Raw genomic sequence first — 21,781 nt, forward strand, 5'->3', positions numbered from 1 at the left:
GGCCACCGCGTCCGTTTGCGTCCCCGCGCCCGTGCCCGCTCCCGCGTTCGGGTGCCTCCCCGCGTCCATGTGCGTCCGCGCGCCCATGTCCGCTCCGGCGTTCGCGTGTCTCCCCGCGCTCATGTCCGCCCCCCGCGCTCATTACCGCCTCCACCCCCACCCTCACGCCCGTCCCCGCGCTCGCGTGCGTCCCCCTCGATCTCCACCACCGCGTAAGTGGCCCCGCCGCGCCGCGCCCGCACGCTCCCGACGACATACCCGCCCGCCGCGCCGAACACCCCGGCGACGATCGCGCCCGCGCGGCCCGCGCCGCCCGGGCGGGCGAGCACGGCGTCCCGCAGCCCGCGCACCACTCCGGCCGGCAGGACCCGGGTCGTGTAGCGGCGCTCCGACTCAAGTCCCTTGTCGGCGCCGACACTTCGGGCCACCAGCGCCTTGGAGAGACCCTCGGCGTACGTGCGCGTGCGGAAGTACCCGAAGTGCTCACGCACCGGGGGCACCCGGTGGTGGATGACCGCGCGGTCGTCGATCAGCAGTACCGCGTCCGGCCTGGCGCGGGAGAGGCGGATGCAGAGTTCCGTCTCCTCGCCGCCCAGCGGACGCCTGTCGCCGTCGCGGCCGATGCCGGTCGCGAAGCCGCCGGCCGCGTCGAACGCCGTACGGCGGAAGGAGGCGTTGCCGCCCAGCACGTTGCGCACCCGGACCCGGCCCGGCGGCAGGCCCTTGTACGTGCAGCCCACCACCCAGTCGAACTCCTCGGGGAACCAGGCCGGCCGGCGGCCCGACGCCCAGATCGGCATCGTGCGGCCGCCGACGGCCATCACCTTCGGGTCGGTGTACGCCTCGGCGAAGTACCGCAGCCACTCCCGCTCGGCCACGGCGTCGTCGTCGAGGAAGGCGATGACCTCGCCGCGGGAGGCGGCGATGCCGGTGTTGCGGCCCGCGGACAGACCGCGCGGGCCCGCGTTCGCCAGCACGCGGACCTCGCCCGTCTCCTCGATGTCCTTGTACTCCCTGGTGAGCCGGTCCAGGAGAGCGGGGTTGTGGTCGACGACCAGCAACGTCTCCAGCGCGGGACGCGACTGCGCCCGCACCGAGGAGACCGCCGCGAGGATGTCCTCCCAGCGGTCCTCGGTGTAGACGCAGATCACGACGGAGATGTCGTGACTGCTCAAGACACCTCTCCCCGGACCGAGTTGAGCTGCGAATCGAGCTGAGGATCGCGTTGCGGGTCGAGGGTGTCGATCATCGTGGAGTGCGAACGACGGCGCAGCGCACGCCGGTTGGAGCGCTCCTTGAGGATCACCTTGAGCACCCGGATCCCGTCCCGCACGGCACGCAGATTGCTCGTGCCGTGGATACGGAGGTACTCGTGACTGGGGATCTCCTGCACCTTGAGACCGGCCTTGACCACCCGGATGTTGATGAGCGTCTCGATCTCGAAGCCGGTGCAGTCGAGGTCGATCTTGTCGAGGCAGTGCCGCCAGAACGCGTTGTATCCGTAGCAGAGATCGGTGTAGCGGGCGCCGAACTTGCGGTTGACGATCGTGCACAGCGCCCAGTTGCCGAGTTTGCGGATGAACGTCATGTCGTCCGTGCCGCCGCCGTTGGCGAAGCGCGATCCCTTGGCGAAGTCCGCGCCCGAGACGAGGGCGGAGACATAGCTGACGATCTCGTGCCCGTCGGCCGAGCCGTCCGCGTCGACCATCACGATGATGTCGCCGCTGCAGGCCTCGAACCCGGTGATCAGGGCATCCCCCTTGCCCTTGCCCTGCTGTTCGACGACCTTGACCCCGGGCCACAGCTCGCGGGCCACCTCGACGGTGTTGTCGGTGGAATTGCCGTCCACAAGAACCACTTCGTGTATCCACGCAGGAAGTGTCTTGAAGACGTAGGGAAGATTCTCCGCCTCATTCATGGCGGGAATCACCACGCTCACCGGCGGTGTGATCGCCAGGTGAGAGGAGATCGGCCGGTATTTGGCCGACATTAACGGATCTTCGCCCGATGTCGCTGGGCGCAGAACAGAACTCACGAGTCTGATCCCTCTCGTCCGGCGGACCGCCCGCCCCTGGGCGGCCCGGCTCTGTGCTCCGGTTCGAAAGGGGGGTTCTCACGGGCGCCACGGAGAATAAGGATCTCCGTGCACGCGTGGTGAGCTGGCAAAACTGGTCGACCCCCGAAAGACATGAAAGCCGGCCGCGCGGACGACTCGGTCACAGAAACGGTCACCGAGCACGGCACCCCCCTACCGCGCCCCGCCCCGGATCCATCGCGGTCCTTGAGCCCTCCCCTGGAGCCGCTAGATGATGAACCAGTGCGGGTGAGATGTACGACGGTATTGACAATTGAACCTGTATGGCAAGGCCTGGAACGAGGCCTCACCTTTTTGTTGGTTTGACCGTTACACAACTTTGTCAGCCGTTGTACGGCCCGGCATATGCCGTATGAATACCGATAGCGAAATCAAGCCACTGATCACCGCCACCGCGACGATTCCACCGTCGACCGACCACCGGTGCACGGCCAGCATTCCCTGGGCCACCAGCATGTCGACGACCACCGCGCCCGCCACCGAGGTGAGAACACGGCCGAAGGGATCAAGTCCGCGCAATACCGCGGCAATTGCCGAAGCCGGCGCCGCGAACAGGAAGAACAGCGCGAACGGACCACGCAACGGTGATCCCGAGTCGATGAGCGCGAGCAGCGCCCCGACCCCTCCCACGGCAACTGCCGCGCCCGCGAGCAGTGGCGCCAGGTCCCTCTCCGGCCCTGACCGCACCCGCTCGACGCTGTCCGTGGAAGCTCTGTTGGTACCTAAGGTCTGCATTGGCGACTTTGCCCCCCAGCGCGCCGGATGCCGGACTTCAATGTGACTCAGCCCGGCCGCCATCGTCAAGACGCGCAGGGCGCCCGTCCCGGTTCGGATGCACAGGTGAACACCTGTTCCCAGCGGCAAACCCTTGGCATGCACACTTCCCGTCAACGCGCGTCACTGCTACGACAGTTGTGGCAGAGATCCTGCTAAGGGAGGTTCCATGAGACGTTCCCGATTTACGGCATACGTGACCTCGCTCCTCCTGGCCGCCGGCCTCGCCCTCACCGGGGCGATGACGGCGCAGGCGTCCCAACTCGCCGCCACCGGCGGCTATGTGGCCCTCGGCGACTCCTACTCCTCCGGGGTCGGCTCGGGCAGTTACATCAGTTCCAGCGGGTCCTGCGACCGCAGCACCAAGGCCTACCCCTACCTCTGGGCGGCCGCGCATTCACCCTCGACGTTCGACTTCATGGCCTGCTCGGGTGCTCGTACGGGTGATGTTCTCGCCAACCAGCTCGGCACCCTCAGCACCTCGACGTCCCTCGTCTCGATCAGCATCGGCGGCAACGACGCCGGCTTCAGCGACGTCATGACGACCTGCGTCCTGCAGTCCGACAGCTCCTGCCTGACCCGGATCGCCACCGCGAAGGCGTACGTCGACTCGACGCTCCCCGGCCTCCTCGACAAGGTCTACTCGACGATCAGCGCCAAAGCCCCCGCCGCGCACGTGGTCGTGCTCGGCTACCCGCGCTTCTACAAGCTCGGTACCACCTGCCTCGGCCTCTCCGCGACCAAGCGCTCCGCCATCAACGGCGCGGCCGACTACCTCGACGCCGCCCTCGCCAAGCGCGCCGCCGACCACGGCTTCACCTACGGCGACGTGCGCACCCCGTTCACCGGCCACGAGATCTGCTCAGGCAGCTCCTGGCTGCACAGCCTCAACCTGCTGAGCATCACCGAGTCGTACCACCCGACCGCGGCCGGCCAGTCCGGCGGCTATCTGCCGGTCCTGGCCGACGCGGCCTGACGCTCTAGCCGTCAGAGGGCGTTGCCGAGTCCGACGCGGAGGCCCCGTCCGACGGGGTCTCCGCCACGCAAGTCACCGAGAACGGCACGGAGTTGGACTCCCCGTTCACCGGGCTGCGGATCTCGACGCTGATCTCGTTCTTGAACGTCCCGCTGTTCGAGTACGTCGTGAGGAACACCCGGTCCTGCTTGGTCTTCCCGCCGCCCGAGGGGAACGACAGCGTCTTCCAGCCCGGGTTGGAGACCGAACCGGTCTTCGTCACCCACCGGTAGGACACCTCCGCGGGCAGCTTGCCCACCGTGATGCTGGCCGTGAAGGTCGGCGCCTTCGTGTTCGGCGGCGGACAGCTGCCGGAGTACTCGGTGTTGGCGCCCTCGACCGTCGCCTTCACCGACTGCGGCGCCGACGAGGACTTGCTGCTGCTCGGGCTCGGAGTGTCGCTCGGCGCCGTGGTCTTGCTGCTCGGACTGGGCGAAGTCCCGTCCGAGGGCTGGCTCTTGGGCGTGCTCGCGCCTTTGCCCGCGTTCGAGTCCTTGTCGCTGTTCCGGTTGATCAGCGTGTACGTCAGCCCGCCGATCGCCAGCGCCAGCGCGACCAGCCCCGCGACCAGCACGACGGCCGCACGCCGGTTGCGGTGCGGCTCGTCCGCGGCCGCCGGCGTCGAGTAGGAGTCGGGCGGCGGCCCGAAGCCCTGCACGGGCTGCGGCGGCGTCCGCGAGTCCTGCTGGGAGTAGCCGTCCTGCGGATACCCCGCCATCGCCGGCGAGTACGGCGTCGTCGGCGCGGTGTACGCGTGGGGCGTACCGCCCGCCGCGACCAGCCGCAGATCCCGCTCCGCCTGTTCCGCGGACATCCGCTCGGCCGGGTCCTTGCGCAGCAGCCCCTCGATGACCGGGGTGAGCGGCCCCGCCAGCCGCGGGGTCGGCAACTCCTCGTCGACGATGGCCCGCAGGGTGCTCAGCGGGGTGTTCTGACGGAACGGCGAGTGCCCTTCGACCGCCGCGTACAGCAGCACGCCGAGCGCCCACAGATCGGACTCGGGACCGGGCGTACGGCCCAACGCCCGCTCCGGGGCGAGGAATTCGGGCGACCCGATGACCTCGCCGGTCATGGTGAGCGCCGAACTGCCCTCGACCATCGCGATACCGAAGTCGGTCAGGACGACCCGGCCGTCGTTCGAGATCAGCACGTTGGCCGGCTTCACGTCCCGGTGCAGCACCCCGGCGTCGTGCGCGGCCCGCAGCGCGGCCAGCACCTCGGCACCGATGTGCGCGGTCCGCTGCGGGGTCAACGGCCCCTCGGCGTCCAGGAGATCGGCCAGGGACATGCCCCGCACCAGCTCCATGACGATCCAGGGGCGGCCGTCCTCCGTGGCCACGTCGTACACCGTCACCACGTTGCGGTTGGCGACCCGCGCGGCCGCCCACGCCTCGCGCTCCAGCCGGGCGTACATCCGCTCGACGTCGTCGGACGCCAGTCCGCCGGGCGCGCGCACCTCCTTGACGGCGACCTCGCGTTGCAGCACCTCGTCGCGGGCCCGCCACACCGTGCCCATCCCGCCCTCACCGAGGGGGGACAGGAGCCGGTAGCGGCCCGCGATCACACGTTCAGTGCCCGGATCTTCGGACATGGGCTCCCCCCATTCGCAGCCGGGCGAATTCTCGCCAAACGTAACTCAGCCGAGCGCTGATGCCGCCCCCTTGAGCACCAGTCCGACCCCGAGGGCCACGACGACGAGCGCCGATCCCAACGGCAGGGTCCGGCGGACCAGGAACGCCATGGGGCTGGTGGTCCAGCGGGGGCGCCGGTCCAGCACTCGGTTCATCCCTGTACCCAGCTTGACGACGGCGAATCCGGCGGCGGTGAGGGTGAGGGCGAGCCCGACGCCGTACGCGACGACGAGCAGCAGCCCGAACCACGCCTGACCGAGCGCCGCGGCCCCCACGAGAACGACCACGGCGGACGGACTCGGCACGAGCCCACCGGCGAAGCCGAGCAGGATCGTGCCGCGGACGGTGGGGGCGGTCTCGTGCGTGTGGGTGAAGCCGCCGTGCGTGTGTTCTACGGCGTGGTCGTGGCCGTGCGTGTGGCCATGGTCGTGGGGGTGGTCATGGCCGTGGTCGTGATCGTGACTGTGCGTGTGGTCGTCGTCGTGGCTGTGCGGGTGCGGGTGTGCCTCGGTGTGGGTGGACCCGGCCTCGGCGTGCGCGGAGACGAGGACCAGGGCGCGCTCGGGGGCCTTGGCGGTCTCGTGCCCGTGGTCGTGGGGATGGGGATGCGGGTGGGGGTGTGAAGTGGCTTGTGGGCGTGGGCGGTTGCGCCAGGCGCGGCGTACGAGGTTGGCGCCGGCGAAGAGGACCAGGACGCCGCTCGCGATGCCGAGCCAGGCGATCACCGAGGGGGTCGCGGCGGACCCGGCCGTGACCAACAGGCCCAGGGCGACCACGCCGAGGGTGTGGGTGACGGTGACCGAGGCGGCGAGCGGGAGGACGTCCTTGAGGCGGGCGCGACCGCCCCGCGCGGCAGCCGTGGCCGCCATCAGGGTCTTGCCGTGACCGGGCGCGAGCGCGTGCATCGCGCCCAGGGCGATCGCGATGAGCAGGGCGACGGCGGCGAAGCCGACGGTGAGGTGGTGGCGGGCCACCAGGTTGTTCAGGGCCTCCGTCCAGCGGTCGGCGCCGCGCGGCAGCACGGAGGCTGCGGGCGGTTCCGACGTGGACTGGTCGGCGTCGGTGAGCGCCGGGCCGCCCGGGCGCGCGTGCAGGGACGCGGTCGTGGTGTCGTCGGGGGAGGAGAGCAAGTCCTTGGGGTAGCTGGTGAGTTCGTGCGAGTTCGACTTCTTCGCCACGTCCGACTTCGTGAGCGTCATCCGGTCGGCCCGCGCGGTGATCTCCCGCCAGCCGGGGCCGGTGGTCAGCCCCGCGCTGTGGAAGCCGAGGGCGACCGTGCTCCCCTTGGGCAGCGCGGCCGTCGAACTGCACTCCACGCGCAGGGTGTTGAGCCCGGCCTGCCCCGGCCGCAGCCGCGCGGTACTGGCACCGGGCGTGAGCGCGACCGTACGGCCGTCGACGGTGACCTTGCTGCCCTCGGCGGCCTTGTCGCAGCGCTGCCGGGCCCACTCGGTCATGCCCAACTGCTTGATCTCCGGCTTGACTTGGGTGGCCGGGATCTCGGCGAGATCCTCGATGTGGGTGACGCGCAGCTGGCCCGGGGCGACGACGAGACCGTCGTAGCGGTTGACGGTGAAGTTGCCGAGGGGGTGCGCGCTCGCGGTGGCCGTGGGGACCAGCAGGAGCGCGCCGGCGGCCGTGAGGACGGCCGCCGCGGAGGCCAACAGGCGGCGGACCGGCGTCACTTGGTCGCCTCCAACGCCTTACGGGCCTTGCTCGCGCCCAGCGGCGAGAAGCCCGGGTTCAGCTTCAGGGCCTTGGTCAGGTGGGCGCGGCCGTCGGCCTTGTGGCCCGTGGCGAGCTCGATCATGCCGAGGTGGTAGATGAACGAGGCGTTGTGGTAGTTCGTGGCCGTGGCCCGGCGGGCGTAGGGGAGGGCCTCCTTGTCGAGGCCGTTGACGTGCAGGGCCCAGGCGAGGGCGTCGGCGGTGTGCACGGTGTGGCGGCGGGCCCATTCGGCGCGGGCGGCCTTCAGAGCCGACTTGATGTTGCCGTGGTCGGCGGCGGCGAGCGCGGTGTCCAGGTCGGCGTTGACTCCGTTGGCACGGGCCAGCGCGATCCAGGCGTCGACGAGGGCGTACTGGTCGTCGGCCTTGGCCTTGTCGCCCGCGGCGCCCCGGCTCTCGTACAACTCGCCGAGTTCCACGAGGGGTTGGGGCAGCGGGTAGCGGGAGACGACCAGCTCCATGCCCTTGATGGCCTCGGCGCGGTCGCCCAGGGCGGCCTGGGCGCGGGCGCGGCCCTCCAGGGCGGGGAGGTAGTTCTCGTCGGCGGCGAGCGCACGGCCGTAGTCGGTCAGGGCGGTCTTGTAGTCGCCCTGGTTCCAGGCGAGTTGACCGAGCGTGCCGGCCACGTACGAGATGTCGCCGGGGGAGGTGGCGGCCGCGAGGGCCTGCTCCAGGACCTTGCGGGCCGTGGTCACGTCCCCGCGCAGCTCGTGCACGTACGCGTAGCGGGTGAAGACCGGGACGCCGGGCTTGCGGGCGTCCGCGAGGTCGGCGGCCTTCTCCGCATCGGCGTAGCGGCCGAGTTCGACGAGGGCGTCGATCCGCGAGCACAGGGCGCGTTCGCTGTACGGGTTCTCCTTCAGCACCTGGTCCGCGTAGGTCAGCGCCTGCGCGAACTCGTGCCGGGCGGCGGCGAGCGCGGCGCGGCCCTCCAGGGCGTTCTCGTTGCCGGGCGAGATCTTCAACGACCGCTGCAAGGCGGCCTGCGCCTGCGGATACCGGGACGGGTCGCCCTTCGTCCGCGCCTGCTCCACATACGCGAGCCCGAGCGTCGCCCACCCGTCGAAGTCCTTGGGCTGCGTGCGCAGATGAGCCTGTAGCGAGGCGATACTCGCGTCCAGACTCCCGCTGGCGAGCAGCTCCGGCGACACGGCACTGGAGGCGGCGACAGCGGTGGCACCGCTGTCCTTCGCCGCGCCGATGGCGATCGCCCCGGCGGTCATCGCGACGGCCAACAGGGCGGCACACCCGGCGAGTTGGACATTCCTCCAGCGACGGCCCGCGGCGGCTACTCGGCGGACGGCGGCGACGCGTTCGTCGTCGACGTGGGGGTGGGGGTGTGTGTGGCTGTGGGGGGCGGTGGATCCATCGGTGTGATCGGGATCGTGATCGTGGTGATGGTCATGATCGTGGTCGTGGTCGGGGCCGTGACTGTGAGAGTGGCCCGGCTCATCTGCGCTGTCCTGCGCGGGAGTTGGGGCCTGGTCCGCGTCGTCGCCGACGGTGGGGGTCGGCTCGGCGGAGTCCGCGGCGGTGTCCGTGTCCGCGTCCCGCTCACCCTCCGGCCCGGCGCCTTCCTTCGTGCTGCCCCCGTCCTCGCCCCCCGAGTCGTCGCCCTGTTCCCACAGCCGCTCCCACTCCCGCTGGGTCGCCGCCGGCTGCTTGTCCTCCGTCGGCTTGTCGTCGTTCTCGCGCGGGGCCATGCCGTTCCTCCATCGCCTGGGGGTGGTTCAAGTGCTGTGGTGCCGGGGGGTGTTGGTGCGTGGGGGTGGCGCGGCCCGCACCGTGGGGGAAGGTGAAGTGCGGGCCGCGCCAGTTCGGGGGGTTTAGTACGGGCGGTGGGTCATCCGGCGGCGCCACCATGCGACGGCCGCGCCGATCAGCAGGACACCGGCGACACCGGAGGCCGCCGAGGCGACCATCAGCATCATGTTGTTGCTGTCGGAGGAGGATCCCGCCGGCTGCAACGCGTCGCCCAGCTGGTTCTTGACGTCGCTGCCGCTGGTCGTGCCCTTGGCGAGCGGGCCGCGGGAACCCGAGGTGGGCTCGGCGACGTACGGGAAGTACTTCTCGAAGCCCTTGTCGTTCTTGTCGACCGCGTCGCCCAAGTCGTTCTTGGAACCGACGAGTTCACCCTCCATGACCTGGAGCGCGGAGTCGATCACGTCGTCGGTGAGCCGACGGCCGTTCGGGAAGCCCGCGTTGTCGCCGTCGAGGACACCGAGGCGCTTGGGGTGCGCGGCCGGCTTGATCGACGTGTTCAGGCGCAGCATCTCCGACGGCTTCGCGTACGGCTGCTCGGTGTTGAGGCCCTTGACGCCCGTGAGGAACACGCTGACGAGGTCGTTGCGCGGCTCGCTCGGTGCCTTGATCTTGTAGATCGACTCGATGAGCTTGGGGATCTCGGGCTCGGTCACGTTCTTCAGGAACTGCGCGTCGTCCTTGGGCTCGGACGCGTTGAACTTGTCCTTGTCCTTCTGCGGGTTGACGACCTCGTTGACCAACGGGTTGCCCAGCCGCGAGACCTGCGTGTAGTACCCCTGCGCGTTCTTGCGCTGGGTCGTGGAGTAAATACCCACGGTCGGGCGGGACTTGGACTGCCGGATCAGGTCGTTCGGCACCTGGAGGGCGATCGTGTTGACGTTGTAGCCCTTGAGGGTGTCGTTGCCGACCTCGCTCAGGTTGCCGCCGTAGAGCAGGTCGAAGACGCGCAGGTCCGCGAAGAACGGGTCGTCGGCCTGGCCCGCGAAGGTCGCGCCGCCGTTGGTCGTCTTGTAGATCGCCTGCGAGCGCAGCTTGGCGTAGTCCGGCATCGACGCGTCGCCGACGTCCGAGGGCGCCGCCGGGATGTCGTCGGCGATCTTCGTCTTGTAGACCGCCTTGCCCTTCTTCAGCTTGATCAGCTCGACGTCGTACGACTGCGTGATGTTGAGGTCGGGGTCGGTGAGGCTGGTGACCGGACCCGTGTTGTAGAGGAACGTCTTCTTGTTCTTGATCTGCGTGCTGAAGGTGTAGCGGAAGATGAAGTCGTCCAGCGCGTCACCGTTGTTGTCGATGTGCAGGTCGTACTGGGCGTCGTCCGCGAACTGGTAGAAGTTCGGGCCGCCGGCGGGCTCCTCGAACGGTATCCAGTTCGCCACGATCGTCGTGGTGTCCGGCTTGTCCGGGCTGACGAACGCGTACAGGTCCGTGTTGTCGTACTGCGGGGTCCCCGAGATCAGGGGAGCCTCCCGGTGGGAGGAGGCCGCGGCCACTCCCGGTTCCAGCGCGGCCGTACCGGCGGCTGCGAGCCCCCCGGCGGCCAGCGCGCCACATACGAGGGCCGCGAGCTTCCTGCGTCCCGCACCGCTCCTGGAGATAGGTGTCATGCCGTCCGTCCTCAGTGCCAACTTGCCTGACGCACGAGGATTCGGAGCAGGTGCCGGGGCGGATTGGTCAAACCTGAAAAGTTTTTTTGGCGCCTTCCAATCCGTCCCTTGACCCGCGTTTTGGGCGCCCTGATCCGTAACCCATCCGTAGAGGTGTTCGCTACGAACGCCTCGTGTGACGGGATGTGATGAGGGGATGGGCCGCGTGCGGTCGAAGAGTGGGGGACGGGTGGAGGCCGACGAGCTCCTGGTGCAGGTCGCGGCAGGTGATCAACGGGCCTTCGAGGAGCTGTACGGACTGGTGTCCGGGCCGGTGTTCGGACTGGTGCGCCGCGTGGTGCGCGACCCGGCGCAGTCCGAGGAGGTGTCCCAGGAGGTGCTGCTGGAGATGTGGCGGTCCGCCGCCCGCTTCGACCCCGGCCGGGGCAGCGCCCTGTCCTGGGTCCTCACCCTCGCCCACCGCCGGGCCGTCGACCGGGTGCGCAGCGCCCGCGCGGCCGGTGAACGCGAGCAGCGCGAGGCCCGCCGCTCCCACCACCCCGCCTTCGACCAGGTGACCGAGGAGGTCGAGGCAGGCCTGGAACGGCAGTTGGTGCGCCGCTGCCTGGACCGCCTCACGGCGCTGCAACGGCAGTCCGTCACCCTCGCCTATTACGACGGCTATACGTACCGTGAAGTGGCCGAGCGGCTCTCGCTGCCGCTGGGCACGGTCAAGACCCGCATGCGTGACGGACTCACCCGGCTGCGCGACTGCCTGGGAGGTGTCGCATGAGCGCTCTCGCCCGACTGTTCGGCCGGGGGGACGTCCACTCGCTCGCGGCCCCCTACGCCCTGGACGCCCTGGAACCCGGTGAGCGCCGCCAGTTCGAGAAACACCTCAGGGGCTGCGACCGCTGCGCCGAGGAGGTGCGCGCGCTGACCGAGGACGCGGTCCGGCTGGCCTGGTCCACGGCCGCCCAGCCACCGCTCGCCATGCGCGACCGCGTGCTGGCCGCCGTACGGCAGACGCCGCAGGAACCCGGACCCCTTCGGGAACATGTGCGGGAACCACAGGCGCGGGAGTACACACCCCGGCTGCCGGCACATGTGTGGGGCACACAGCCGCAGGCGTCGCGCGCCCGCGTGCCCCAACGCCGCCCGTTCTTCGTGCCGTTCGCCACCGCGACGGCCACCGCGGCCCTCGTCGTGGCCTCGCTCTTCGCCGTGCAGGCGAACAAGACACAGGACAAGCTGGACGCCGCGCAGGCTCAGTCGCGTGACATCGCACACGTTCTCGCAGCTCCCGACGCCCGTGCGACCACCGGCGCGGACACCGCGGGCCGGAGCATCGGCGTGATCGCCTCCGCCTCCGAGGGGCGCGCGGTCGTCACCCTGAGCGGATACGGCGCGCTGCCGAGCGGGCGCGTGCATCAACTGTGGCTGATGCGCCCCGATGTGCAACCGCGCTCCCTCGGGCTCTTCAAGGACGACACGCCCTTGGTGGCCACCGGACTCGACAAAACTGCAACATCACTCGCAGTGACCGTCGAGCCCGACGGGGGCTCAGCGCAGCCCACAACTCAGCCAGTTGTCCAACTCGCCCTGAAATCGGTCGGATTCGGAGAGTAATCAAGGAGGGGTCGTCAACACCCTTACGGGGAAGGTGAATCCCGAGACCTCGATACACGAGTGCTCGGTTGGGGCGATAGGGTTACCCTGCCCGGGCCGGGTGGAGTCGTACGCGGGTGGGGAGTGACATGGAACAGATAGTGCGCAGCAGGGCAAGGGTCCCTGCGATCACGTGCGGGAGCAGCGCGACCAGTTCGCGCCTCGACCGCCATCTCTCGGTGCTGGGCGGCCCTGTCGTCCCGCAGCGCGAGACGGCAGAGGCGACCTCGCTGATGCGTGAGCTGACCTCGCGTGACACCACGCAGGAACGCAGCGCCACAGGTACCCGAGTGAGCCGCGTCAAGCTCTTCGCGCCACTGCGCAGGCTGCGCCGCTCGCTGTTCGGCGGGCGCTGAGCAACTCCTCGGCGCCCCCGGGGAGTTCCCGGGGGCCCGCGCTCAGGCGACCACGCCGTCCCGGCGCAGTGCTGCGATCTCTACGTCCGCCATCCCCACGGCACGCAGCAGCGCCACGGTGTGCTCCCCGAGCGCGGGCACGTCGCCCATTCGTGCCTCGCCTCCGCCCGGCAAGGTGATGGGCGGCAGCAGCGCCCGCAGCGGCCCGACCGGCGAACCCACCTCCCGCCACCGCTCCCGGGCTGCCAACTGCGGGTGCTCCGCCAGCTGTTGTACGTCCCTGAGCCGCGCGCAGGCCACCCCCGCGCGCTCCAGCAGCCCCACGGCCTCGTCGGCGCCGAGCCCACCCAGCGCCTCGCCGACGAGGGCGTCGGTGCGCTCCCGGTTCACGACCCGCGCCGCGTTCGTCGCGAAGTCGGGATCGGTCCCCAACTCCGGCCGCCGGACGACCTGTTCGGCCAGGCGCCGCCACTCCCGGTCGTTCTGCACCGACAACAGCACCCGCCCGCCGTCGGCCGTGGGATAGGCGTCGTACGGCGCGATGACGGCGTGCGCAAGTCCCGTGCGCGCCGGGGGAGTTCCACCGTGCATCGCGTGGTGCAGGGGATGCCCCATCCACTCCGCGAGCGCGTCCAGCATCGACACCTCCACCGGCCCACCGCGCCCGCTCACACCCCGGCGCACGAGCGCCGCGAGCACACCGGAGAAGGCGTACATGGCCGCCGCGATGTCGGCGGCCGGAATCCCGGCCTTCACGGGCTGCTCCGGCGTCCCGGTCACCGACACCAGCCCCGCCTCGCACTGCACGAGCATGTCGTAGGCCCGCTTGCCGGCGTACGGCCCGCTCGGCCCGTACCCGGAGATGTCCACGGCGACCAGCCGAGGATGCGCGGCACACAGCGAGGCCGCGTCGAGCCCGAGCCGGGCGGCGGCTCCGTGCGCGAGGTTCTGCACGAACACGTCGGCGTCGGCGATGAGTTGACGGACGACGTCGACCCCGCGCGGGTCCTTCAGATCCAGCGCGATGGACTCCTTCCCCCGGTTGCACCACACGAAGTGCGAGGCCAGACCGCCCGCCGCGGTGTCGTAACCGCGTGCGAAGTCACCGCCGTCGATCCGCTCGACCTTGATCACCCGGGCGCCGAGATCGGCGAGTTGGCGGGTGGCGAAGGGGGCGGCGACGGCCTGTTCGACGGCGACGACGGTGATGCCCTCCAGGGGCAGCGGCAAGGGCTCCATGCCGGGGATCATGTCCCGCGTCTGACACCTTTGTCATGTGGGGAGCATGATGCGTATGGCTGATGCACCGATCCCCGCCGCTCCCGGAGGCGCCCGTGTGTGACCCCCACGACCAGCACGAACACGAGACGACGACCGCCGCCGACCCGGTGATGGCGGCCTCCGCCCACATCGCGGCGCCCACCTACGTCCCACCCACGGGCCTCGCCCGGGACAGCCCCGCGAAGACGACCGCGCTGGACTGGATCGCCGACCACACGGACCGCATCACCGGCCTCAACGCCGAGATCTGGGAGTACGCCGAACTAAGCCTGCGCGAGTGGAAGTCGTCGCTAGCCGTGGCAGCGTTCCTCGAACAGGCGGGATTCCAGGTCGAGTTCGGCACGGCCGGCTTCCCCACGGCCTTCACCGCCACCTTCTCCCACGGCACCGGCGGCCCGGTCCTCGGATTCAGCGGCGAGTACGACGCGCTGCCCGGCCTCTCCCAGCACAGCGGCGTCGGCCACCACGACCCGCGCGAGTACGTCCACGACCCGTTCGCACCCGGCTACGGTCCAGGACACGGCTGCGGCCACTGCGCCCTCGGCACGGCGGCGGCATCGGCCGCGGCGGCCGTCGCGCAGGCCGCACAACGACACCAACTCCCCGTCACCGTCCGCTTCTTCGGCTCGACCGCCGAGGAGAACCTGATCGGCAAGACCTACGCGGTCAGCCAGGGCGTCTACGACGGCCTCGACGCCTTCCTCGACTGGCACCCCTCGACCTCCAACGCCACCGGCTGGGGCAGCAGCACCGCGATGACGGCGGTGACCTTCACCTTCCTGGGCGTGGCCGGTCACGGCGGCCACGCGCTCGGCAACAAGAGCGCGTTGGACGCGGCCGTGATGATGGCGACCCTCTCCGAGTTCCTCCGCGAGGAGAACCTGGCGCCGAGCGGACGCCTCCACTGGGTGATCAACAACGGGGGTGACATCCCGAACGTCACCCCCGAGATCGCGGAGATCAGTTACTACGTCCGCGAGGGCAGCCCCGCCCGCGTCCAGGTCCTCCTCGACAAGGTGATCGCCGTCTCCGAGGCGGCGGCGAAGGCCTCGCAGACGTCGGTACGGCACCGCATCACCGCGGCCTGCTGGAACCAACTACCCTCCAGGGCCTTCGCGGAGCTGATGTACGACAACATGCGGCAGCTCGGTCCGCCCGAATTCACCGAGGAGGCCCAGCAGTTGGCGCGGGACCTGCAGGAGTCCCTCGGCCTTCCGCAGCAGGGCCTGCACACCGAGATCGCCGAACTCACCCCGCCCAACCCCGTGTTCCTCGGCGGCGGCTCGACGGACGTCGCCGACATCAGCTGGAACGTCCCGACCGTCTCCATGGGCGCCGCCCTCGCCCCCATCGGCAGCAAGCTGCACACCTGGGCCCTCACCTCCTGCGCGGCGTCGGCCCCCGGCCGGGCAACCGTCATCGCCGCCGCCCGCTACCTCACGGCGACGGCGATCGACCTCCTCACCCAGCCGGAACAACTCGGGGCGATCAAGGCCGAGTTCGAGGAACGCAGGGAGGGCGTCGATTGGCGGACCGCGCTACCCGACGGCTACGAACCGCCCATGTACGAACCCCCGGAGTGGTTCCTGGAGCGGACGGGCCAGACCTGGCCGCCGGACAACATCACCTGGCCGCCCCAACGGGTGGTGTCCCAGGAGAAGTTCTCGTCCTTGGGGCCCGAACTGCCGCCTCAGCGGTAGCGATTCAGCGCTCGCCGTGCGCGTACCGGTGTACGGCGAGCGGGGCGAACACCGCGATGAGTGCGGCGCACCAGGCGAGCGACCCGGCGATCGGATGGGCCACGGGCCAGGCAGCGCCCTCAGGGATGGGGGAGTTGCCGAACAGGTACCGCAGGGCCGTTGTCACCGCGCTGATCGGGTTCCACTCGGCCAGCGTGCGCAGCCAGCCCGGCAGCCGGTCGGTCGGGATGTACGCGTTGGACAGCAGCGGCAGCATGAAGGTCGCGCTGCCGAGCTGCCCGGCCGCCTCCTCGCTGCGCGAGGCCAGCCCGAGCAGGATGCCGACCCAGGCACAGGCGAACCGGAACAGCAGCAACAGGCCCACAGCGGCGGCCGCTTGGAGTGCCGACCCCTCGATACGCCAGCCCACCGCGAGGCCGACCAGCAGGAACGGCACGGTACCGGCCGCCGTGACGACCAGGTCGGCGGTCGCCTGCCCGAGCGGTACGGCCGCCCTGCTCATCGGCAGGGTGCGGAAGCGGTCCGTCACGCCCCGGTGCGAGTCCTGGGCGGCCTGGAACATGCCCGTCATGATCCCGTTGGCGGCGGTCGCGACCAGCAACCCGGGGACGAGATAGGAGCGGTACGCGTCACCCGGCATCGCGAGCGCGCTGCCGAAGACGTACCCGAAGAACAGCAGCATCGTGATCGGCATGGTCTGGGTGAGGATCACCAGCGCCGGATTGTTCCGCACCCGCCGCAACTGCCGGCCGAGCATCGCGCTGCCGTCGTACGCCAGGGTGCTCACGCGGCACGCTCCTCGAGGTCGGCGGGGGTGCCCCGTTCCGTGTCGGTGAGGCGGAGGAACACGTCGTCCAGGGTCGGCGGTCGCATGCTCGCGTCGAGCAACGGCACGCCCGCCGCGTCGAGTTCGCGGACGAGCCGGGGCAGCGTGAGTGTCGGGTCGCCGGTGACCGCGCCGACGGCGTTGCGCTCGTGGTCGAACGACGGCTCGGCGCCGGTGAGTTGGTCGAGGACACCGGCCGCCTTCGCCAGGGCGTCCGCGTGTGCGACGACGACCTCGGCGTACGTCCCGATGAGCGCCTTCAGCTGGGCCGGTGAACCGCTGTGCGCGACCCGCCCCTTGTCCACCAGGGCGATGTCGTCGGCGAGTTGGTCGGCCTCCTCCAGGTACTGCGTGGTCAGCAGCACGGTCGTACCCTCCCCCTTCAGGTCCCGTACGGCGTCCCAGATCCGGTTCCGGCTGGCCGGGTCGAGCCCGGCCGTCGGTTCGTCGAGGAACAGCACGTCGGGGCGTCGTATGAGACTCGCCGCGAGGTCGAGGCGGCGGCGCATCCCGCCCGAGTAGGTGGACGCGGGCCGGTCGGCGGACTCGGTCAGGCCGAAGCGGTCCAGCAGCTCGGCGGCGCGCTCGGCAGGACCCCGCACCCGGTGCAGCCGCGCGAACAGGCGCAGGTTCTGCCGGCCGGTGAGGTCGCCGTCGACCGACGCGTACTGCCCGGTGACGCCGATCCTGCGCCGTACGGCCGAAGCCTCCCGGACGAGATCGTGCCCGGCGATCCGCGCGGAGCCGGCGTCGGGCCGCAGCAGCGTGGTGAGCAGTCGTACGGCCGTGGTCTTGCCCGCGCCGTTCGGCCCGAGGACCCCGCAGACCGTGCCCTGCGCCACCGCCAGGTCCAGCCCGCGCAGGGCGTGCACAGCGCCGAAGCGCTTCTCCAGACCTTCACTAAGTACAGCGTACGTAGTAGTCATGGGGTGACCATAGCGCACTACGTACGCTGTACGTAACTAGGATGGTCGTCGAGGTGATGATCAATGGCGGACCGAGCGGCCGTACCCGAAGTGATCTGGGCGCGCCCCGAGCGTGCGGGGCGGGGGCCGAGGCCGGCGTTCCGCCGCGCGGACATCGCGGCGGCGGCCGTGCGGATCGCCGACGGTGGGGGGCTGGACGCGGTCTCCATGCGGCATGTCGCGGCCGAGTTGGGGTGCGGGACGATGTCGCTGTACAACTACGTCCCCCGCAAGGAGGACCTGTACGAGCTGATGGTTGACGCGGTCAGCGGTGAGCACGAGGAGTGGGAGCCGTCGGGAGACTGGCGGGCGGACATGATCCGGGTGGCCCATCAGACGCGGACGTTGATGCACCGGCATCCGTGGCTGCCGCGGTTGATGTCACCGGTGTACGGGTTCAGCCCCAACGCGCTTCGGTATCTGGAGCATTGCCTCGCCTGTCTTGATCCGGTCGAGGCGACGTACGGCACGAAGATGCAGCTTGTTGGGATGCTCAACGGGGTGGTGACGATGTATGTGAGCAATGAGTTGGCTACTGCTGAGCGGGTTCGGGCGTTGCCGTGGTCGGAGGATCAGGAGAACGCGGTGCGGATCGCGTACTTGGGGAGTCAGATCGCGGGTGGGGCTTATCCGCGGATGGCTGCGGCGTTCATGGAGGATCCGGGGCCTATTGATTTGGACGCGGTGTTTGATATGGCGTTGGGGAAGGTTTTGGATGCGTTTGCGCCGCGGGGCTGAGGGTTGTAGGCGGCTGCGGGTGCGTTGTGGCTGGGCGCGCAGTTCCCCGCGCCCCTGGGGGTTGCAGGTGGCCTCAGATCAAAGCGAACTGGCCTTCCGGGCCCTCCTCGTGGTGGTCCAGGACCGATGCTGGGTGGCGGGTCCACTCCGGGGCCGGTAGGATGTCCGCCTTGCGTAGCTCCGCCGCCGTGATCTGGTCCGTCACCTCCAACTCCTCCTGCTGGGGCCGCAGTTCTGCCAGCAGGGCCAACACCGTGATCAGCTCCAGCAGTTCCGATGTCCACGTCTGTTGCCAGGTCGTCGGCCGGATCGCCGTCAGCGTGCCCGGATCGGCCTCTGCCGTGCGGGAGTTGAACCACTGCTCCAGGACCCGTACTCCGCTCACCTCGAAGTCCCAGGACTCGGGTGGTACGGGGGAGATGCGGCCCTCGTCGAGGTGGAGGGTCTCCTCGTCGCGGTCGTAGTGGAGGGTGAGGGGGAGGGGCGGCAGGGGGGCGCGGACGTAGGGGCGGCGGCCGCCGGGGAGTTTGGGGCGGTCGCCGTTGCGGCGCATCAGCCAGAGGAGGCGGTGGCCCAACTCGACGCCGCGTGCCCAGAGTTCGGGGTCCCGGGTCAGGGGTACCGCCGGGCCGGGGCGGGCCGTCGTCACCGTCCAGGCGAGGACGTCCGCCGGGGTGGGGGAGTGGCCGAGGTGGGTGGCGAGGTGGGGCAGTAGGCCTGGGGCCAGGTTCGGTTCCTCGGCTGCGGGGCGGCGGTAGAGGGGGCGGACGCGGCCGGGGCGGACCAGGGGGAGGATCGTGGACGCGAGGAGGACGGGGCCGGAGGTGCCGGGGACACCCGGTGTCTCCACCACGAAGATCTGGCGTTCGTCCGCCACCCGCCACAACTCCGGGCGGGCCACGTCGATCAGACGGTGGTCGGGGATCAGCCACTGTTCGTCGAAGGGGGCGTGCAGGACGCGGATCGGTTCCGGGGCGGGGCCCGTGGCGCGGATCAGTTTCTCGGTGCCGCTGGGCTGGCCCGGGAGTTGGGACACCGCCGAGTGCAGGGTGCGGGAGCGCGTCGGCTCGAACAGCGCGTCCCGGTCGGGGACTTCGGCCTTCACCAGGGCGTCCCAGCGGGCTTTCAGGGTTGCCGCGTCAGGTGCCGTCGGCCACCCCCGGCCGAGCCGGATCGGTGCGACGGACCACGGCATCAGGTCCGCGAGCAGCGGAGCGTCGTCGTGCGTCACGCCTGGCATCGTACGACCTGCCTCTGACAGGCGGGGTAGGCGTAGCGCCCTTTAGGGGCGCGAGGAACTGCGCGACCAGCCCCCACCGGACCCGCAGACGACGTACCGGCCTTCCAGCGGAGCGTCTACGCGTCGAGGGTGACCGAGAAGGAGAATCGGTCCCCCCGGTAATGGATGACAGCCACGTCCAGCACCCTGCCCTGTGTGTCGTAGGTGATGCCCGTGTAGTGCAGGATCGGGCTGAGGAGCGGGACTTGGAGGAGGCGTGCGGTCTCCGGGTCGGCGAGGCGGGCCTCCACCGTGTCCGTGATGCGGCTGATGTCCGCGCCGACGACGTCCCGGAGGACCTTGGTCATCGGCCAGCGGATCAGGTCGTCCAGGTCGAGGCGGTCGGCCAGTTCGGGGCGGATGTGGTTGCGGGCGTGGTTCGTCGGCTCGCCGGTCTTCTCGTCGCTGCGGAGGCGGTGGTACGTCGCCAACTCGGTCAAGTCCGGGAAGTGGTCGGTGAGTTCGGGTGGTACGGGCGCCTTGCCGTGGTCCAGGAGTTCGGTCGTCATGCCGGACTGCTGGGCGACGATCGCGTCCACCGAGCCCAACAGGCGGACCGGCGTGGCCCGTTGGACGTCCGGCTCGATGAACGTGCCCCGGCGGCGGTGCCGGGTGATCAGGCCCTCGTCCTCCAGCTCCTTCAGCGCCTGCCGCATGGTGAGCACGCTGACGCCGTAGTGCCCCGCGAGTTGCTCCTCCGTGGGCAGCCGCAGCGGGTCCCGGGGCGAGCGGCCGAGTATCGAGGCGCGCAGGGACTGCGACACCTGGTACCAGAGCGGCAGCTTGCGGTTCAGGACGATCGAGTCCGGGGCGAAGGAGGTCACGGGGCCATCCGTACCGGTAGGGGATCGTCAGGGCAAGGGGCGGAAGTGGCGTTGAAGGCCCTGCCACACCTCGTCGTAGCCCTGCTGGAGGTGATCGGCGGTCGCCGCCTGGGCCGTCGCCGTCACCGGCCAGCGGGTCTCGAACATGAACGCCAGGCCGTCGTCGATCTTCTGCGGGCGCAGTTCGGCGGAGCTGGCGCGGTCGAAGGTCTCCCGGTCCGGGCCGTGCGCCGACATCATGTTGTGCAGCGAGCCGCCCCCGGGCACGAACCCCTCCGCCTTCGCGTCGTAGGCGCCCTCGATGAGGCCCATGTACTCGCTCATCACGTTCCGGTGGAAGTACGGCGGCCGGAACGTGTCCTCGCCCACCAGCCAGCGCGGCGCGAAGACCACGAAGTCCACACCGGCCAGGCCCGGGGTGTCCGACGGAGACGTCAGCACCGTGAAGATCGACGGGTCGGGGTGGTCGTAGGAGATGGAGCCGAGCACATTGAACCGGCGCAGGTCATAGGCGTACGGCACATGGTTGCCGTGCCAGGCGACGACGTCGAGGGGGGAGTGGTCGTAGGTCGCCGTCCAGAGGTTGCCGCAGAACTTGTTGACCACCTCGACCGGGCCCTCGACATCCTCGTACGCGGCGACCGGCGCGCGGAAGTCCCGTGCGTTGGCGAGGCCGTTGGCGCCGATCGGGCCGAGGTCGGGGAGTTGGAAGGGCGCCCCATAGTTCTCGCACACATATCCGCGGGCTGAAGCATCCAGCAGCTCCACACGGAAGCGCACCCCACGAGGGATCAACGCCACGTGTCCCGGCTCCACATGGAGGAGCCCGAACTCCGTGCGCAGCAGCAGTCCGCCGCGCTCCGGGACGATCAGCAGCTCGCCGTCCGCGTCGCTGAAGACCCGGTCCATGGAGGCGTCGGCGTGGTAAAGGTGCACGGCCATGCCGGTGCGCTGGGTCGCGTCGCCGTTGCCGCCCAGGGTCCACAGGCTGGCCAGGAAGTCGGTGCCGGGGGTGGGGGCGGGGAGCGGGTTCCAGCGCAGGCGGTTCGGGTCGGGGACCGTCTCGGTGAAGGGTGCCGTACGGATCAGGCCGTTGTCGGTGCGGGTGAACGCGGGGTGCGCGGCCGAGGGGCGGACGCGGTAGAGCCACGAGCGGCGGTTGTGCGCCCTCGGCTCGGTGAACGCCGTACCGCTGAGCTGCTCGGCGTAGAGGCCGAGCGGTGCGCGCTGCGGGGCGTTGCGGCCCTCGGGCAGGGCGCCCGGCACCGCCTCCGAGCTGTGTTCGTTGCCGAAACCGGTGAGGTAGGTCAGTCCCTCGGCGGTCTTGCGTGCGTCCCCGCTCATGCCTGCTCCCTGCGATCTGATTCCTATGTATCACCGTAGGATTGCGGTTTCGCGGGCGCAAGGGGGCGGGGAGGGGTGCGGCCGGAAAGGAGGGGGCGCGGCCGGAAAGAAGGCGGGTGCGGCAGGTAGGGGGAGGGGGGCGGCCGGAAAATCCGACTCACGGAGACCAAGAACCAGCCTCCAGGGGGATCCGGCTGTCGGACCGGTGTTC

Annotated in this window: 19 protein-coding genes; 6 read left to right on the plus strand and 13 right to left on the minus strand. The window is 70.3% G+C overall.

The window, feature by feature from the left end:
• Nucleotides 1-119: 119 nt before the first annotated feature.
• From OO69_RS42355 to OO69_RS42365, 3 genes are all read right to left on the minus strand, one after another.
• Nucleotides 120-1,175 (minus strand): glycosyltransferase family 2 protein, encoded by a 1,056-nt coding sequence (locus OO69_RS42355; RefSeq protein WP_033286297.1) that lies wholly within the window; start codon nucleotides 1,173-1,175, stop codon nucleotides 120-122.
• Nucleotides 1,172-2,035: a glycosyltransferase family 2 protein gene (locus OO69_RS42360; RefSeq protein ID WP_033286298.1), complete on the minus strand. Its 864-nt coding sequence runs from the start codon at nucleotides 2,033-2,035 to the stop codon at nucleotides 1,172-1,174. Before OO69_RS42360 ends, OO69_RS42355 begins: the two co-directional genes overlap by 4 nt.
• A 369-nt stretch (nucleotides 2,036-2,404) precedes the next feature.
• Nucleotides 2,405-2,893 (minus strand): hypothetical protein, encoded by a 489-nt coding sequence (locus OO69_RS42365; protein ID WP_234444674.1) that lies wholly within the window; start codon nucleotides 2,891-2,893, stop codon nucleotides 2,405-2,407.
• A 145-nt stretch (nucleotides 2,894-3,038) separates the two neighbouring features.
• Between OO69_RS42365 and OO69_RS42370 the strand changes: the two genes are divergently transcribed.
• The gene (locus OO69_RS42370; RefSeq protein ID WP_063744494.1) at nucleotides 3,039-3,845 is read left to right on the plus strand and encodes an SGNH/GDSL hydrolase family protein; all 807 of its coding nucleotides are present in this window, start codon (nucleotides 3,039-3,041) and stop codon (nucleotides 3,843-3,845) included.
• 4 nt (nucleotides 3,846-3,849) lie between these two features.
• Here OO69_RS42370 and OO69_RS42375 read toward each other — a convergent pair whose 3' ends face one another.
• From OO69_RS42375 to OO69_RS42390, 4 genes are all read right to left on the minus strand, one after another.
• The gene (locus OO69_RS42375) at nucleotides 3,850-5,475 is read right to left on the minus strand and encodes a serine/threonine-protein kinase (RefSeq protein ID WP_033286300.1); all 1,626 of its coding nucleotides are present in this window, start codon (nucleotides 5,473-5,475) and stop codon (nucleotides 3,850-3,852) included.
• 45 nt (nucleotides 5,476-5,520) lie between these two features.
• The gene (locus OO69_RS42380; RefSeq protein WP_033286301.1) at nucleotides 5,521-7,200 is read right to left on the minus strand and encodes a sulfite exporter TauE/SafE family protein; all 1,680 of its coding nucleotides are present in this window, start codon (nucleotides 7,198-7,200) and stop codon (nucleotides 5,521-5,523) included.
• Entirely contained in the window at nucleotides 7,197-8,945 is a 1,749-nt protein-coding gene (locus tag OO69_RS42385) for a tetratricopeptide repeat protein (RefSeq protein ID WP_033286302.1), read from the minus strand. The genes OO69_RS42380 and OO69_RS42385 overlap by 4 nt, the downstream gene beginning before the upstream one ends.
• 123 nt (nucleotides 8,946-9,068) lie before the next feature.
• Nucleotides 9,069-10,610, minus strand: coding sequence for a DUF4331 domain-containing protein (locus tag OO69_RS42390; RefSeq protein ID WP_033286303.1), 1,542 nt, complete (start codon nucleotides 10,608-10,610; stop codon nucleotides 9,069-9,071).
• Nucleotides 10,611-10,839: 229 nt separating this feature from the next.
• On the opposite strand from OO69_RS42390, the gene OO69_RS42395 reads away from it, so the two are divergent.
• The 3 genes from OO69_RS42395 (at nucleotide 10,840) to OO69_RS42405 (ending at nucleotide 12,613) form a co-directional block, all read left to right on the plus strand.
• Nucleotides 10,840-11,382 carry a sigma-70 family RNA polymerase sigma factor gene (locus tag OO69_RS42395; protein ID WP_019059221.1) on the plus strand — a complete coding sequence of 181 codons (543 nt, stop codon included), beginning with the start codon at nucleotides 10,840-10,842 and terminating at the stop codon, nucleotides 11,380-11,382.
• Nucleotides 11,379-12,218 (plus strand): anti-sigma factor, encoded by an 840-nt coding sequence (locus OO69_RS42400; RefSeq protein WP_033286304.1) that lies wholly within the window; start codon nucleotides 11,379-11,381, stop codon nucleotides 12,216-12,218. The genes OO69_RS42395 and OO69_RS42400 overlap by 4 nt, the downstream gene beginning before the upstream one ends.
• A gap of 128 nt (nucleotides 12,219-12,346) precedes the next feature.
• A complete protein-coding gene (locus OO69_RS42405; RefSeq protein WP_033286328.1) occupies nucleotides 12,347-12,613 on the plus strand; it encodes a hypothetical protein in 267 nt (88 codons plus the stop codon).
• A gap of 42 nt (nucleotides 12,614-12,655) precedes the next feature.
• Here the strand turns inward: OO69_RS42405 and OO69_RS42410 are convergent, their stop codons facing one another.
• A complete protein-coding gene (locus OO69_RS42410; protein WP_199811139.1) occupies nucleotides 12,656-13,864 on the minus strand; it encodes a CaiB/BaiF CoA transferase family protein in 1,209 nt (402 codons plus the stop codon).
• 83 nt (nucleotides 13,865-13,947) lie between these two features.
• Between OO69_RS42410 and OO69_RS42415 the strand changes: the two genes are divergently transcribed.
• Nucleotides 13,948-15,594 (plus strand): amidohydrolase, encoded by a 1,647-nt coding sequence (locus tag OO69_RS42415; RefSeq protein WP_234444673.1) that lies wholly within the window; start codon nucleotides 13,948-13,950, stop codon nucleotides 15,592-15,594.
• A 4-nt stretch (nucleotides 15,595-15,598) separates the two neighbouring features.
• Here the strand turns inward: OO69_RS42415 and OO69_RS42420 are convergent, their stop codons facing one another.
• Nucleotides 15,599-16,381 carry an ABC transporter permease gene (locus tag OO69_RS42420; protein ID WP_033286306.1) on the minus strand — a complete coding sequence of 261 codons (783 nt, stop codon included), beginning with the start codon at nucleotides 16,379-16,381 and terminating at the stop codon, nucleotides 15,599-15,601.
• A complete protein-coding gene (locus tag OO69_RS42425; RefSeq protein ID WP_033286307.1) occupies nucleotides 16,378-17,346 on the minus strand; it encodes a daunorubicin resistance protein DrrA family ABC transporter ATP-binding protein in 969 nt (322 codons plus the stop codon). Before OO69_RS42425 ends, OO69_RS42420 begins: the two co-directional genes overlap by 4 nt.
• Before the next feature lie 63 nt (nucleotides 17,347-17,409).
• Here OO69_RS42425 and OO69_RS42430 point away from each other — a divergent pair, with 63 nt between their 5' ends.
• Complete coding sequence (locus tag OO69_RS42430) at nucleotides 17,410-18,123, plus strand: TetR/AcrR family transcriptional regulator (RefSeq protein ID WP_033286308.1); 714 nt, start codon at nucleotides 17,410-17,412, stop codon at nucleotides 18,121-18,123.
• A gap of 73 nt (nucleotides 18,124-18,196) precedes the next feature.
• Here the strand turns inward: OO69_RS42430 and OO69_RS42435 are convergent, their stop codons facing one another.
• The 3 genes from OO69_RS42435 to hmgA form a co-directional block, all read right to left on the minus strand.
• Nucleotides 18,197-19,363, minus strand: a complete 1,167-nt coding sequence (locus tag OO69_RS42435) for a type ISP restriction/modification enzyme (protein WP_033286309.1) — start codon at nucleotides 19,361-19,363, stop codon at nucleotides 18,197-18,199.
• 116 nt (nucleotides 19,364-19,479) lie between these two features.
• Nucleotides 19,480-20,226, minus strand: coding sequence for a GntR family transcriptional regulator (locus OO69_RS42440; RefSeq protein WP_033286310.1), 747 nt, complete (start codon nucleotides 20,224-20,226; stop codon nucleotides 19,480-19,482).
• 27 nt (nucleotides 20,227-20,253) lie between these two features.
• Nucleotides 20,254-21,570: a homogentisate 1,2-dioxygenase gene (gene hmgA, locus OO69_RS42445; RefSeq protein ID WP_033286311.1), complete on the minus strand. Its 1,317-nt coding sequence runs from the start codon at nucleotides 21,568-21,570 to the stop codon at nucleotides 20,254-20,256.
• Nucleotides 21,571-21,781: the final 211 nt, after the last annotated feature.

It is taken from the genome of Streptomyces sp. NRRL F-525, assembly GCF_000716605.1.
GTDB lineage: Bacteria > Actinomycetota > Actinomycetes > Streptomycetales > Streptomycetaceae > Streptomyces.